Here is a 12884-nt window from a genome sequence, read left to right on the forward strand (position 1 = left end):
CTCATGGGTCATCGCTATCGCGGCGCCATCCGCCGCCATGCGTCATACGGAGGAGTTCGATGACCGACGTAGCAGCCTCGCCGACATTGGCAGGCCAAGCGCCTGCGGCGCGACCCAATCTCAACAGGCCGGCCAATAGGCTGACGGTTATTCTGTTTGTCGGCCTTCTGGCCGCAGGCCTCCTCTACACGGCGCACAGTCTCTACGCCGATGTGGTCGATGCACCGGGGCGCGCAACGACGCTGCTGCCGTTCATCTTGCTGGGCGTCGCTCTGCTGGTCGCGCTGGGCTTCGAGTTCGTGAACGGCTTTCATGATACCGCCAACGCCGTTGCCACTGTCATCTATACGCACTCGCTGCCGCCGCACGTCGCTGTGGTGTGGTCGGGCACCTGGAATTTCCTCGGCGTCCTCTTCTCCAGCGGCGCCGTTGCGTTCGGGATCATCTCGCTGCTGCCGGTCGAACTGATCCTGCAGGTCGGTTCCGATGCCGGCTTCTCCATGGTGTTCGCGCTGCTGATTGCCGCGATCATCTGGAACGTCGGCACCTGGTATCTCGGCCTGCCGGCATCGAGCTCGCACACGCTGATCGGCTCGGTGATCGGCGTCGGTCTCGCCAATCAGCTCATGGCGCCGGCGGGCAATGCCACCAGCGGCGTCGACTGGGCGCAAGCCTCTAGCATCGGCTGGGCGCTGCTGCTGTCGCCTTTGGTGGGCTTTCTCTGCGCTGCCATCCTGCTGCTGGTGCTCAAGGCCGTTGCCCGCAGGCCCGAGCTGTACCAGGAACCCAAGGGCAATCAGCCGCCGCCGTGGTGGATCCGCAGCATCCTGGTGCTGACCTGCACCGGCGTCAGCTTTGCGCACGGTTCCAACGATGGTCAGAAGGGCATGGGTCTGATCATGCTGATCCTGATCGGCACCGTGCCGACAGCCTATGCGCTCAACCGGGCCGTGCCTGATTCACACGTCACCCAGTTCCGTGCCGTTGCGCAGGTGACGCAACAGTCGCTGGCGCCGTATGCCAAGGGCGACGCGCCGAGTGACTTCCGCGAAGGCGTTGCCTCTTTCGTGCGCTCGCGCCACGTGGCGCCCGAGACGGTCCCGTCGCTGATCCGACTGATGGGCGATGTATCGGAGAATGTCGGCCGCTATGGCAGCCTGCGCAGTGTGCCGGCCGAGGTCGTGCAGAACGTCCGCAACGACATGTACCTGACGTCCGAGGCGATCCGCCTGATGCAGAAGACCGGCCAGCCGGCCTTCGATGCGGACACATCCAAGAATCTCGCCGCGTATCGCAAGGCTCTGGATGAAGCGACCAAGTTCATCCCGACCTGGGTCAAGGTTGCGGTCGCGATTGCGCTGGGACTGGGCACCATGGTCGGCTGGCGACGCATCGTCGTCACCGTCGGCGAAAAGATCGGCAAGAGCCACATGACCTATGCCCAGGGTGCCTCGGCCGAAGTGGTGGCCATGTCGACAATCGGCGCCGCTGACATGTTCGGGTTGCCGGTATCGACCACCCACGTCCTGTCCTCGGGTGTGGCCGGCACCATGGCCGCCAACAAATCAGGGCTGCAGTGGTCGACGGTCCGCAACCTGCTGATGGCCTGGGTGCTGACACTGCCAGCCGCCATCCTTCTGTCCGGCGGTTTGTACTTCATCTTCCGGCACTTGTTCTGAGCTGCCGGAACCGAGGACAGCGCTGCGAGCACGGGCCGGCATGCCCGTGCTCGGGGACGTGCTGTAATGTGAGTCGCTACTGTCATCCCAAGCGTGGCGAGGGATGACAGGTGTTTCAGGCGGCCGCGGGACGCACCAGGCCGAGTTCCTGCCAGACGTCCTGCAGTGCCACGACCAACGCGTCCATCAATCCGTCGTCGTGCACCGGCGACGGCGTAATGCGCAGTCGCTCGGCGCCGCGCGGTACGGTCGGATAGTTGATCGGCTGGATGTAGATGCCATGCCGGTCCAGCAGCAGGTCGCTGGCGCGCTTGCACAGGGACGCATCGCCGATGAACAGCGGCACGATGTGGGTTTGCGACGGCATCACCGGCAGGCCGGCGGCCAACAGGCGTCGCTTCAGCGACGTCGCGCGCTCCTGATGCCGTGTGCGCAGCTCCGGATGGCTGCGGACGTGGCGCACACTGGCCAGGGCACCGGCGGCAATGGCCGGCGGCATGGACGTGCTGAAGATGAAGCCCGATGCGTTGCTGCGCACGAAGTCGATCAGCGCCGTCGAGGCTGTGACGTAGCCGCCGACAACGCCGAAGCCCTTGGCCAAGGTGCCCTGGATGATGTCGAGGCGATGCATGACGCCGTCACGCTCGGCGACTCCCGCGCCATGGGCGCCATAGAGGCCGACCGCGTGAACTTCGTCGAGATAGGTGAGGGCGCCGTATTCGGCCGCGAGATCGCAGATCTCGGCGATGGGGCCGATGTCACCGTCCATCGAGTACACCGACTCGAAGGCGACGATCTTGGGTGTTGCCGGGTCGGTATCGGCCAGCAGCGCCTGTAGATGCGCCACGTCGTTATGCTGGAAGACGCGGCAAGCCGCGCGACTGTTGCGGATGCCGGCAATCATCGAGGCGTGGTTCAGCGCATCGGAGAACACCATGCAGCCCGGCAGACGGGCGGCTAGCGTCGCCAAGGTCGCTTCGTTGGCGACATAGCCGGAGGTGAAGATCAGCGCCGCGTCCTTGCCATGCAGTATCGCAAGCTCGCGCTCCAGTTCGACATGCAGGTGATTGGTGCCGGAGATGTTGCGGGTGCCGCCGGCGCCGGCACCTTGTGCCGCCACGGCATCGCGCATGGCCTCGAGCACCACCGGATGGCTGCCCATGCCCAGATAGTCGTTGCTGCACCAGACCACGACCTCGCGGGGCGCGCCCACCGGCGGCCGGTAGACGGCCCGTGGATAGCGGCCTGCCAACCGTTCCAGATCGGCGAAGACGCGGTAGCGGCCTTCTCGGCGCAGCCCACCCAGCGCTTCGGCGAAGAACCGCTCGTAGTCAAACCCCATGGTGATCTCCCGGCCGTCCGCGCTTTCCATGGCGCGCGGTCTCTACCGTCTACAACGCTGTTTTGCCAGCCAAATTCCGTCGCACCATGCGAGCGGGCGGGGATGAACGTCAAGTCTTCGGCCGACCGCCAGCGGGCGGGGATGAGACGCGGTGGCGGCCATGCTACAAGCCGCCGCGATGGACAGGGGCGACGACGAGCACCTGCGGCTGGCCTTGGCGGCGACAGCGCGCGGCGACCGGAAGGCCTTTGCCGACCTGTATCGGCTGGCGTCACCGACGCTGATGGCCGTGGCATTGCGCGTCCTGGCGCGGCGGGATGCGGCCGAAGACGTCCTGCAGGAGGCGTTCCTGGCGATCTGGGACAAGGCGGGTCAGTATCAGGCCGAGCGCGGTGCGCCGCTGGGCTGGATGGCGATGGTGGTGCGACATCGTGCCATCGACCGGGTACGCCGGGAACGGCGACGCGGTGAGGATGTTTTTGCATCCCCGGACGAGGCTGGCGACGTACCGTCCATGACAGAGCGGGCCGACAGCTCGGCGCATGACGTGTTGGCTTGCCTTGGCCGGTTGGCCCCGGAGCCGCGCCGGGCAATCTGGCTGGCCTTGCGCCATGGGTTTACGCACGAGGAGGTGGCTGCCCGCATGGACCGACCGCTAGGCACCGTGAAAAGCTGGATCCGGCGTGGGGTGATCGACCTGAAGGAATGCCTGGACAGATGAGCGACCGTGATCTCGAGGCCCAGGCGGCCGAATACGTGCTGGGCACCTTGGATGGGGATGACCGTACCGCGTTCGAGGCACGTCTGGCGGTCGACCCGGTGGTGCGCGCCCGTGTCGACGCCTGGGAGCAGCGCCTGGCCCCCGGCGTGACGGTGGCCACGGTCGATCAGGCGCCGGAGCCGGGCGCCTGGCAGCGTCTCGACGCGGCGCTGTCGGCCCACCGGGCTGGGGATCTCGGCGGCATCACGGTCCGTGGTGATGCCGGCACGTGGCAGCCCTTGGCGGAGGGCGCCGACATCAAGCTGCTGTGGGTTGACGCGGCGGCGCGCACACGCTCCTTCCTGTTGCGCCTGGCCCCGGGTGCCCGGGTGCCGGCCCATCCGCATCCGACGACCGAGGAATGCCTCGTCCTGTCGGGCGACATGGTGATCGGCGATACGGTCTTCCATGCCGGCGACTATCACGTGGCGCCGGCCGGGCTCGACCACCCCGAACTCACCAGCCGCGGTGGCGGTGTCGTCTTCATCCGGGGTCCGCTCTACGCGTGACGTCGTCGGCGGAAGCGGTCAAGACATGCGCAGTGCGAGCCAGGTCCAGTAGACGCCCGCGGCACGGTTCCCGGGCTGCATCGACTCGGTCTTCTGTTGCCGCAGCAGGCGAAAACCCACGGTCGCTGCCAGATCAAGGGTGTCTTCCGCTCGTACCGCATGAACCGGTCGGTTCGGCGCCCCGATGCCATGCCGAAGCGACAGGATGAGCAGGCCGCCCGCGCCCGTCATGTCAGCCAGAACACTGACGGCGATGCGGCGCTCCGCGTCGTCCAGGTGCTGCCAGACGGCGTTGACGATCAACAGGTCGAACGGCGGTTCCCGTCGCAACAGCGACAGAGCCGGCAGCCGATCGTTCAACCAGCGGATTTTCGATGATCGATGCCGCTCCATCCCGGCCAGGCGCAGCGCGTCGACCGGTTCGACCGCCAGGACGTCATGGCCTTGCTGCGCAAACCAAGCCGCGTCCCGTCCCGTTCCGGCACCGATGTCGGCCACGCGTGATGGCGTCCCGGGAAGGATATCGGCGACGGGCTTGAAGAGGTCGGCCGAGGAAATGGCCTCGAACCGCGGGATCAATTCCGCGGATGAATCAGCGTAGCCCCGCAGGACGTCACTGGTCATTCGACGATCCCGGGTATCAGTCGACGATGAACAGCCGGGCACCGGTGGTGGTCCGCGAGCGGTGCGGTTCGGCGCCATCGGCGACCTGGTAGCTCATCCCGGGCTTCAACACCGACACACGGCCGTCCTTGAGCTCGGTCACCAGCTCGCCCTCGAGGCACAGCAGGATGTGACCCTTTTCGCACCAATGGTCGGCAAGGTAGCCGGGCGTGTATTCGACCAGGCGGACGCGGATGTCGCCGAACTGCTGGGTACGCCACAGCGCCTTGCCGGTTTCGCCGGGATGCTCGCTGGGGGCGATCGCTGACCAGTCGGTGGTGCCGAACGGGATCGCAGACATCTTCATGAGGTGCTCCTGGTACGCCAGGTGGCTGGCGACGGTGCCGCGAGGATGCAGACGGCCCCCAGAAAAGCAAGCACGGCGCCACCCAGGATGGTGGCGACGTAGGAGCCGGAGAGGTCGAACATGAAGCCGGCCGCCGTCGGCCCCAGCAGGGCGCCGACCGACACGCTGGCGTACTGGGCGCCCAGGATGGCGCCGACGGCGCGGGTCCCGAAGTAGTCGGCGATCACCGACGGTGCCATGGCGACGAAGCCGCCGTAGAAGGCGCCGAACGCCGTGGCGAAAATCGCCAGCAACCAGACGTCCGTGGTCGATGCCCAGAGCAATTGCGCGGCGCCGGTACCCAGGAACATGGCGGCATAGCCACGTTGACGCCCGATCCGGTGGGCGAGGCCGGCGAAGGCAAAGCGGCCGACCGCACTGCCGATGCCCAGCAGCGTGATCAGGGTGACGCCGTAGGCTTCGCTGAGACCGGCGTCGCGGACATAGGGGACGAGGTGCACGAACGGTATGAACAGGCCAAAGGCATTGGCGGCGCAGGCGATGAACAACAGCCAGAAGGGCAGGGTGCGGGCCGCTTCGGCCAGGCTCTCTCCGGTTCCATTGGCCGCCGTGGCGCTGGTCGCATCGCCGTCGGGATGCTGACCGTAGAGTTCAGGCGACCGCAGCATGGTGAAGGCAGCAAAGAGAGCGCAGGCCAGCGTGATGAGACCGAGCCCGACATAGGCATTGCGCCATCCCCAGTGATCGATCATCGCCTGGGCCAGGGGCGGCGCCAGGATGGTGCCGACGCCGATGCCGGATACGGCGATGCCGGTCGCCAGGCCGCGTCGCCGCAGGAACCAGCGCTGAACGGCAGCGATGGCGGGGACATAGGCGAGGCCGATGCCAACCCCGACGCCGGTGCCGTAGCCGATATAGACGTGCCACAACGTCGTCGCCTGGCTGGCGGCAAAGGCGCCGAGCGCTACCAGCGCCATGCCGCCGGCCACCACCCAGCGCGGCCCGATCCGATCGGCCAGCGCCCCGCTGGGCAGGCCGAGGGAAAAGTAGAGGCCGCCCGCCACCGCGAAGACCAGCGAGATATCGCCGCGGCGCGCCCCGAACTCCGACTGCAGCGGCAGGAAGAAGGCGGCGAAGCAATAGGCGACACCGAAGCCGACGCACAGCACGGCGAATGTGCTGGCAACGACCCACCAGCCGTAGAACGCGCGGTCTTTCATGTGTGTGATGCCATCACGGCCTCCCCGCCAGGGAGAGGCGCGCCCCCGTCGGACTCGCTATTCCTTGTTCGTGTCTTTCGCGTTGCTGCGGGGGGCGGCAGCCGGGTCCCACCCCCACATGTCCTTGGCGGCTGCCACGACTTTCGGATCCAACGCCGGCGGCGTCAGGTCGGCGCCTTTGCCCAAGGCGCTGGCGATCGTCTCGATGCCTTCGATCCGGGCGCGCTTCTTGCTGTCCGTTGCGATCACCGTCCAGGGTGCATTGTCGGTGTCGGTGCGTTCCAGCATGTCGTCGAACGCCTCGATATAGGCATCGCGCTTGGCAATGTTGCGGAAATCGTCCTCGGTCACCTTGAAGCGCTTCTCGGGGGCTTCCATGCGATCGATGATGCGCTTGCGCTGCGCCTTGGCGCTGATGTGCAGCAGCAGCTTCACCAGTCGCACGCCGTCATCCGTCAACATGCGCTCGAAGTGGTTGATCTCGTCATAGGCCCGGCGCCACGCTTCCTTCGGCGCATATTTCTCGACGCGCTCGACCAGCACGCGGCCATACCATGTGCGGTCGAAGATCGCGATTTCGCCCGGCGCCGGCAGCTTCTGCCAGAAACGGTACAAATAATGTCTGCCCTGCTCCTCAGGGGTTGGGGCGGCGATCTGCCAGACGTGAAGCGGGCGCGGGTCCAATTGCTCGGTCAACCGCTTGATCAGCCCGCCCTTGCCCGCGGCGTCCCAGCCTTCGATGGCAATGATGACCCGACCATGGGTATGTGCCAGCCACTGCTGAATGCGTAGAAGCTGGTATTGGAGCTGGGTGAGCCGTTCTTCGTACACATCCTCGTCGAGACCGTCGGCGAGGTCCATCTTGTCGAGTTTTTTCCACTTTCCCATTGCAGTCTCCTCGCGCACAAGTCTGCCCAGCCGTTCATCATGCCTGCAACCGCTAATCACCACCAGCCACGGCCAGCGCGCCGCGTTGACATAGAGCCACCACTTGCCTCCAATCGCGAACAATGACTGATATCGCCTTACAGGCCACCGAGCCGTGGCTGCGGCCAGCCGATCGGGCTGGTCGCGTCATCCTGGAAGCCGGCGGTGCATGGACGGTGTTTGCCGTGGCCAACCTGCGCCGGCTCGAGGATCCTGCCGACGGGCGGCGGGGCGTAGCCGCCATCGATATCGGCGGGATCGACAAGCTGGACACAGCCGGGGCGCTGGAAATCGTTCGCTTGCATAAGCAGTTTCCTGACGCTGCCATCGAGGGCGGCAAGCCCGAGCATCTGGCCTTGATCGAGCTGGTGACCAAGGGCGCTGCCGCCGGCGTGGTCAAACCGCAGCACGTGGGATGGCTGCTTCACTGGCTCCAGGAGCTGGGTGAAACGGTCATGGAATTCTTCGAGCAGACGGCGCGCCTGCTCGGGTTTTTCGGGGAAGTGTTGGTGACCATTGGCGGTGCGATCCGCCAGCCTCGCCGTTTCCGAGTATCGTCGGTGATTGCTCAGATGCACGAGGTATGGATCCTCGCCATGCCGATCGTGGGTGTGCTCACCTTCCTGATCGGCGTGGTGGTGGCCTACCAGGGCGTCGAGCAGCTCAAGGCGTTCGGCGCCCAGGATTTCACGGTCGAGGCGGTCAGCATTTCCGTTCTGCGCGAACTGGGTGTGCTGCTGACCGCGATCATCGTCGCCGGCCGATCCGGCAGCGCCTTCACGGCGCAGCTTGGTACGATGCAGGTCAACCTTGAGCTCGACGCCATGCGGACCATGGCGCTCAACCCCATCGAATGGCTGGTGCTGCCGCGCATCGCGGCGCTGGTGTTGTCGATGCCGCTGCTGGTGTTCTTCGGCAACATGATGGGGCTGCTCGGCGGCGCGATGGCCTGCATGATCTACCTGGATTTCACCCTGGCCCAGTTCTTCGACCGCCTGCGTGATACCGTTTTCATCTGGCATTTCTGGACCGGCATGATCAAAGCGCCGGTGTTCGCCTTCGTCATTGCCGCGGTCGGCTGCTACGAAGGCCTGCAAGTCCGCGGTTCGGCCGAAAGCGTCGGTCGCCAGACGACGAAATCGGTGGTCGAGTCGATCTTTTTCGTCGTGGTCCTGGACGCGTTGTTCTCGATCATCTTCCTGTTGGCAGGGGTGTGAGATGAACGACGTGGCCACATTGCCTCCCCTGATCGAAGGCGGTCAGATCAGTGACATGTCGCAAGGGCGCGAGCGGGTGATTTCAATCCGTGGCCTGCGCAACCAGTTCGGCACACAGGTACTGCACGATCGCCTCGATTTCGACGTCTTTCGCGGCGAGATCGTCGGGCTGGTCGGTGGCTCGGGCTCGGGCAAGTCGGTGCTGTTGCGCACCATCGTCGGCCTGAATCCATGGCGGGAGGGTCGCATCGACGTCTTCGGCGAGGATATGGGCGCGCTGTCCCACGAAGAGCGGCAGCGCGTGCAGACCCGGTGGGGCGTCCTGTTCCAGGACGGCGCCTTGTTCTCGTCGTTGACCGTGGCCGAGAATATCGAACTGCCGCTGCGCGAGCATGCACGCGTGCCGGAAGCGGCGCTGGACGATATCGCGGCACTCAAGGTTTCGCTGGTGGGACTGCCACCGAACGCGTGCACCAAGAAGCCGTCGGAACTGTCGGGCGGCATGAAGAAGCGTGCCGGTCTGGCGCGGGCGCTGGCGCTGGATGCCGAATTGCTCTTCCTGGACGAGCCGACGGCCGGCCTCGATCCGATCAGCGCCGCCAACTTCGATCAGCTGCTGCGCGATCTGCAACGGACTCTGGGGCTGACGGTGGTCATGGTGACCCACGACCTCGACAGCCTGCACGCCATTTGCGACCGGATCGCTGTGCTGCTCGACAAGCGTATCGTGGCCGGTACGATGGAAGAGCTGTTGGTCTACGAGCATCCCTGGATTCGCGAGTACTTCCACGGGCCGCGCGCCCGGGCGGCGGGATTCGGCTAGGAACCGGCGAGGAGAATGCATGGAAAACCGGTCCCCCTATGTGCTGGTCGGCGCCGCCGTCCTGATTTTCGTGCTGGCGATGACCGGCTTCGTGATCTGGAAGCTGCGCGCCGGCGGCGAGAAGGAACAAGCAGCCTACGAGATCTTCTTCTCGGGCGAGGTCCAGGGGCTGTCCAACGACTCGCCTGTCTTCTACCGCGGCATCCGCGTCGGGCGCGTGTACTCGATATCGTTGCGTACGCGGACCGAAGCGCCGCGCCGCGGCGGCACGGCCCGCCCCATCGAGCGCATCGCCGTGGTGATCGCCCTCGATTCGACAATCGATATTCGCGAGCGGGCGCGGGCCGTGCTCGAGCGGCCTCTGGTGACGGGCGCGGCATTCATCCAGATCGTGGCGCGACCGGAGGAGGACGGCGAGATCAAGCCGAAGAAAGTGCTGGGCCAGGGGCCGTACCCGGAGATCCGGGAGGGCTCGTCCTTCTTCCAGACCACGACGACAAGCGCGCAGGAGCTGATCGCCAAGGCAGGCCAGGTCGCCGACCGGATCAACGATGCGTTGAACCCTGATACGATCAAGGCGTTCAACCAGATCGTGACCAACCTGGCAGAGATTTCGGGCATGCTGGCGAAGACGGAGCCGGCGTTCACGCAGACGATGAATGGTCTGCCAGAGATGGTGGCAGATTTGCGCAAGACGTTGGACAAGTTCAGCGGCATGAGCGATCGGCTGGACTTGATGCTCGCCGAACTGGGGCCGCAGGACGAGGCAACGCGCAAGTTGCTGGCCGGCCGTACGCCTAGCGAACTGAAGCAGTCGGTCGCTCTGCTGCGTGATGCTCTGGCCAACGTCAACGCCGCCGCCGGCAGCCTCAATCGAACGGTGGCGGAGAACCGCGGTGCCGTTCGCCAGTTTTCGGAGGGCGGGCTGACGGAACTCAGCGTCGCGATCCGCGAGCTGCGGGCGCTGGTCGCTAGCCTCAACGCCATCTCCAGCCGCCTCGACCGCGATCCCGCGGGCTATCTGCTGGGCGGCAGCAAGCAGGGGTACCAGCCGCGATGACCATGGCAGAACGGGCGCGCGGCGCCATCATCGTTGGCGTCGCGGGCGTACTGCTGAGCGCGTGCGCCGTGCTGTCGGCCGGGGAGGACCCGCCGAGTCTCTACACGCTCACCCCGAAGAACACGTTCGATGCGTCGCTGCCGCGGGTTTCCTGGCAGCTGGTGGTCGAGCCGCCGACGGCGGCCGCCTACCTCAACACATCGCGGATCGCGCTCGCGATGACGCCGACGTCGGCCGATTACTACGCCAAATCGGCATGGACCGATCGTGCGCCGCTGATGGTGCAGACCTTGATGGTCGAGTCCCTGGAGAACTCCCGCCGCATTGTCGGTGTTGGCCGCGATGCCCTGTCGGTGCGGCCGGCCTACGTGCTGCAAAGCGAGCTGCGCGAGTTTCAGGCCGAGTACTTCCGCGACAAGCCGCCGTCCGTGCACGTGCGGGTCGTGGTGCGCCTGGTGCGCCAGTCGGACCGCCAGATCGTTGCCAGCCGCGGCTTCGAGCGTTGTGTCCGCGCCAGCGCCGATCAGATTCCCGCCGTGGTCCAGGCATTCGACGAAGCGCTCGGCGGCGTGCTCAGGAGCCTGGTCGCATGGACGTTGAAGGTCGCGCCGGCCCAGTATGTTGAAGGCGCGCCGTTGTCTCGGCCTGCCACGGCGGACGATACCAGCGGCTGTTCCGCGCCGACCGGTTGATCGACCCGCGACAATCGTGGCGCCCAGCGGCCGCTGAAACATTCCGGGTTGCGGTATTGGTGGCGCCGGCGTTGACCACGTGCCGGTCGCATGCCAGCGTGCGCGCCCGCATCGGGCGGGCATCGTTCGGGAGTCATGCATGAGCCTCGATATTTCGCGACCGGATCTCGTCGTCGGTGTGGTCGGCACGGGCGCCATGGGCCGCGGCATCGCACAGGTCTCGGCGCAGGGTGGCATCCGCACGATCATGTACGACGCGGCACCCGATGGTGCCGCCGCGGCAAGAGGCGCCATCGTCGCGACCATGAAGGGGCTCGTCGACAAGGGGCGCCTGACGGCGGAGGCGTTTGCCGCAGCCGAACGCAATCTGGAGGTCGGCGAGACGCTGCCTGCGCTGGCCGCTTGTCATGTCGTGATCGAGGCTGTGTTCGAGAGCCTTGAGGTCAAGCAGAAGCTGTTCGCCGAGCTGGAGAGCGTGGTCGGCGAGGCCACGGTCATCGCCTCGAACACGTCGTCGATCCGCATTGCCTCGATCGCGCGGTCGCTCAAGAAGCGCGACCGGGTCTGCGGCATGCACTACTTCAACCCCGTGCCGCTGATGAAGCTGGTCGAGGTGATCCGCGCCGCCGAGACCGCGACCTGGGTGGTGGATGCGATGGTGGCGCTGGGCAAGCGCCAGACCCGTGTGCCCGTCGTGGTCGGCGATACGCCCGGCTTCCTGGTCAATCTCGGCGGCACCGCCATCGGCACCGAGGGCCTGCGCATCTACACCGAGGGCCGCGCGACGCCCTCGCAGATCGACGCCGTGATGCGCGACGCCGGCGGCTTCCGCATGGGGCCGTTCGAGCTGATGGACCTGACGGGCATCGACGTGAACTTCCCGGCCCGGCGCATCATCTACGAAGGCTTCTTCCACGACCGGCGGCTGACGCCCAGCCCATACCACGAGGGCCTGTTCCACGCCGGCAAGCTGGGCCGCAAGACCGGCGGCGGCTGGTATGCGTATGATGCCAAGGGCGGCAAGGTGGATCCCGGCTCCGACCTGGCGGTGAGCGCCGCGGCGGCCACGAAAGTGGTGGCGGCAGAGCAGGCCAGTGACAAGGTGACCGCCCTGCTGATGGCGGCGGGCACCACCGTGGTCGCGCATGACGATGGCGAGAGCCCGATCATCGTGACGCCGTTGGGCGATGACTGCACCACGGCCTGCGTCGCCGGGGGCCTCGATCCCAAGCGCACGGTGGCGATCGATCCGACCGGCGCGGTCGAGAAGCGGGCCACCATCATGATGGCGCCGGGCGGCGATGTGGCGGTGCGGGACGCCGTGGCGGCGGCGCTGGTCGCCGCCGGCACCAAGGTGACCGCCATCAAGGATTGCCCCGGTTTCGTGCTGCAGCGCATGCGCGCGATGATCGCCAATCTCGGATGCGAGATGGCGCAGATCGGCATCGCCTCGCCTGAAGACGTCGATACCGCCATGACACTGGGCCTGAACTATCCGCAGGGGCCTTTGGCGATGGCCGACATGATGGGCGTGAAGGATACCCACGCCATCCTGGAGCGCCTGCAGGCCATCACCGGCGACGACCGCTATCGCCCCAGCCAGTGGCTGCGCCGGCGTGCGCAACTGGGGCTCAGTGCGACGACGCCGGAATAGCAGTTCGCTCCACCAGGGCGTGTCACACATT

Annotated in this window: 13 protein-coding genes; 8 read left to right on the forward strand and 5 right to left on the reverse strand. The window is 66.3% G+C overall.

Features of this window, described 5'->3' with window-relative positions; genetic code table 11:
* Positions 1-59 precede the first annotated feature (59 nt).
* Positions 60-1679 (forward strand): inorganic phosphate transporter, encoded by a 1620-nt coding sequence (locus FQU96_RS11115; protein WP_146541115.1) that lies wholly within the window; start codon positions 60-62, stop codon positions 1677-1679.
* A gap of 115 nt (positions 1680-1794) precedes the next feature.
* On the opposite strand, the gene hemA is transcribed toward FQU96_RS11115, so the two are convergent.
* Complete coding sequence (gene hemA / locus FQU96_RS11120) at positions 1795-3021, reverse strand: 5-aminolevulinate synthase (RefSeq protein WP_146541117.1); 1227 nt, start codon at positions 3019-3021, stop codon at positions 1795-1797.
* Between the two features lie 160 nt (positions 3022-3181).
* On the opposite strand from hemA, the gene FQU96_RS11125 reads away from it, so the two are divergent.
* Complete coding sequence (locus FQU96_RS11125; RefSeq protein WP_146541119.1) at positions 3182-3742, forward strand: sigma-70 family RNA polymerase sigma factor; 561 nt, start codon at positions 3182-3184, stop codon at positions 3740-3742.
* Positions 3739-4290: a cupin domain-containing protein gene (locus FQU96_RS11130; RefSeq protein ID WP_146541121.1), complete on the forward strand. Its 552-nt coding sequence runs from the start codon at positions 3739-3741 to the stop codon at positions 4288-4290. The genes FQU96_RS11125 and FQU96_RS11130 overlap by 4 nt, the downstream gene beginning before the upstream one ends.
* Positions 4291-4308: 18 nt before the next feature.
* Here the strand turns inward: FQU96_RS11130 and FQU96_RS11135 are convergent, their stop codons facing one another.
* From FQU96_RS11135 to FQU96_RS11150, 4 genes are read right to left on the reverse strand one after another with little or no spacing between them, the layout of a single operon-like run.
* Positions 4309-4914 (reverse strand): bifunctional 2-polyprenyl-6-hydroxyphenol methylase/3-demethylubiquinol 3-O-methyltransferase UbiG, encoded by a 606-nt coding sequence (locus FQU96_RS11135; protein ID WP_146541123.1) that lies wholly within the window; start codon positions 4912-4914, stop codon positions 4309-4311.
* A gap of 16 nt (positions 4915-4930) precedes the next feature.
* A complete protein-coding gene (locus tag FQU96_RS11140) occupies positions 4931-5260 on the reverse strand; it encodes a DHCW motif cupin fold protein (protein WP_146541125.1) in 330 nt (109 codons plus the stop codon).
* Positions 5257-6480 (reverse strand): MFS transporter, encoded by a 1224-nt coding sequence (locus FQU96_RS11145; RefSeq protein WP_146541127.1) that lies wholly within the window; start codon positions 6478-6480, stop codon positions 5257-5259. Before FQU96_RS11145 ends, FQU96_RS11140 begins: the two co-directional genes overlap by 4 nt.
* A gap of 57 nt (positions 6481-6537) precedes the next feature.
* A complete protein-coding gene (locus tag FQU96_RS11150) occupies positions 6538-7368 on the reverse strand; it encodes a polyphosphate kinase 2 family protein (RefSeq protein ID WP_146541129.1) in 831 nt (276 codons plus the stop codon).
* Between the two features lie 122 nt (positions 7369-7490).
* On the opposite strand from FQU96_RS11150, the gene FQU96_RS11155 reads away from it, so the two are divergent.
* The 5 genes from FQU96_RS11155 to FQU96_RS11175 all read left to right on the forward strand — a co-directional run bounded on the left by FQU96_RS11155 (position 7491) and on the right by FQU96_RS11175 (position 12853).
* Complete coding sequence (locus FQU96_RS11155) at positions 7491-8624, forward strand: ABC transporter permease (protein WP_218574680.1); 1134 nt, start codon at positions 7491-7493, stop codon at positions 8622-8624.
* A gap of 55 nt (positions 8625-8679) precedes the next feature.
* Entirely contained in the window at positions 8680-9447 is a 768-nt protein-coding gene (locus tag FQU96_RS11160; RefSeq protein ID WP_146541634.1) for an ABC transporter ATP-binding protein, read from the forward strand.
* 19 nt (positions 9448-9466) lie between these two features.
* Complete coding sequence (locus FQU96_RS11165; protein WP_146541131.1) at positions 9467-10507, forward strand: MlaD family protein; 1041 nt, start codon at positions 9467-9469, stop codon at positions 10505-10507.
* Positions 10504-11199 (forward strand): ABC-type transport auxiliary lipoprotein family protein, encoded by a 696-nt coding sequence (locus FQU96_RS11170; RefSeq protein WP_146541133.1) that lies wholly within the window; start codon positions 10504-10506, stop codon positions 11197-11199. Before FQU96_RS11165 ends, FQU96_RS11170 begins: the two co-directional genes overlap by 4 nt.
* A gap of 139 nt (positions 11200-11338) precedes the next feature.
* Complete coding sequence (locus FQU96_RS11175; protein ID WP_146541135.1) at positions 11339-12853, forward strand: 3-hydroxyacyl-CoA dehydrogenase; 1515 nt, start codon at positions 11339-11341, stop codon at positions 12851-12853.
* Positions 12854-12884: the final 31 nt, after the last annotated feature.

The sequence above is a fragment of the Reyranella sp. CPCC 100927 genome (assembly GCF_007859315.1).
Classification (GTDB): Bacteria; Pseudomonadota; Alphaproteobacteria; order Reyranellales; family Reyranellaceae; genus Vineibacter.

Bases quoted from the DNA above. Each gene is read 5' to 3' on its own strand.
- FQU96_RS11115 (WP_146541115.1), top strand. From the start codon at position 60: ATGACCGACGTAGCAGCCTCGCCGACATTGGCAGGCCAAGCGCCTGCG.
- hemA (WP_146541117.1), bottom strand. From the start codon at position 3,021: ATGGGGTTTGACTACGAGCGGTTCTTCGCCGAAGCGCTGGGTGGGCTG.
- FQU96_RS11125 (WP_146541119.1), top strand. From the start codon at position 3,182: ATGCTACAAGCCGCCGCGATGGACAGGGGCGACGACGAGCACCTGCGG.
- FQU96_RS11130 (WP_146541121.1), top strand. From the start codon at position 3,739: ATGAGCGACCGTGATCTCGAGGCCCAGGCGGCCGAATACGTGCTGGGC.
- FQU96_RS11135 (WP_146541123.1), bottom strand. From the start codon at position 4,914: ATGACCAGTGACGTCCTGCGGGGCTACGCTGATTCATCCGCGGAATTG.
- FQU96_RS11140 (WP_146541125.1), bottom strand. From the start codon at position 5,260: ATGAAGATGTCTGCGATCCCGTTCGGCACCACCGACTGGTCAGCGATC.
- FQU96_RS11145 (WP_146541127.1), bottom strand. From the start codon at position 6,480: ATGAAAGACCGCGCGTTCTACGGCTGGTGGGTCGTTGCCAGCACATTC.
- FQU96_RS11150 (WP_146541129.1), bottom strand. From the start codon at position 7,368: ATGGGAAAGTGGAAAAAACTCGACAAGATGGACCTCGCCGACGGTCTC.
- FQU96_RS11155 (WP_218574680.1), top strand. From the start codon at position 7,491: ATGACTGATATCGCCTTACAGGCCACCGAGCCGTGGCTGCGGCCAGCC.
- FQU96_RS11160 (WP_146541634.1), top strand. From the start codon at position 8,680: ATGTCGCAAGGGCGCGAGCGGGTGATTTCAATCCGTGGCCTGCGCAAC.
- FQU96_RS11165 (WP_146541131.1), top strand. From the start codon at position 9,467: ATGGAAAACCGGTCCCCCTATGTGCTGGTCGGCGCCGCCGTCCTGATT.
- FQU96_RS11170 (WP_146541133.1), top strand. From the start codon at position 10,504: ATGACCATGGCAGAACGGGCGCGCGGCGCCATCATCGTTGGCGTCGCG.
- FQU96_RS11175 (WP_146541135.1), top strand. From the start codon at position 11,339: ATGAGCCTCGATATTTCGCGACCGGATCTCGTCGTCGGTGTGGTCGGC.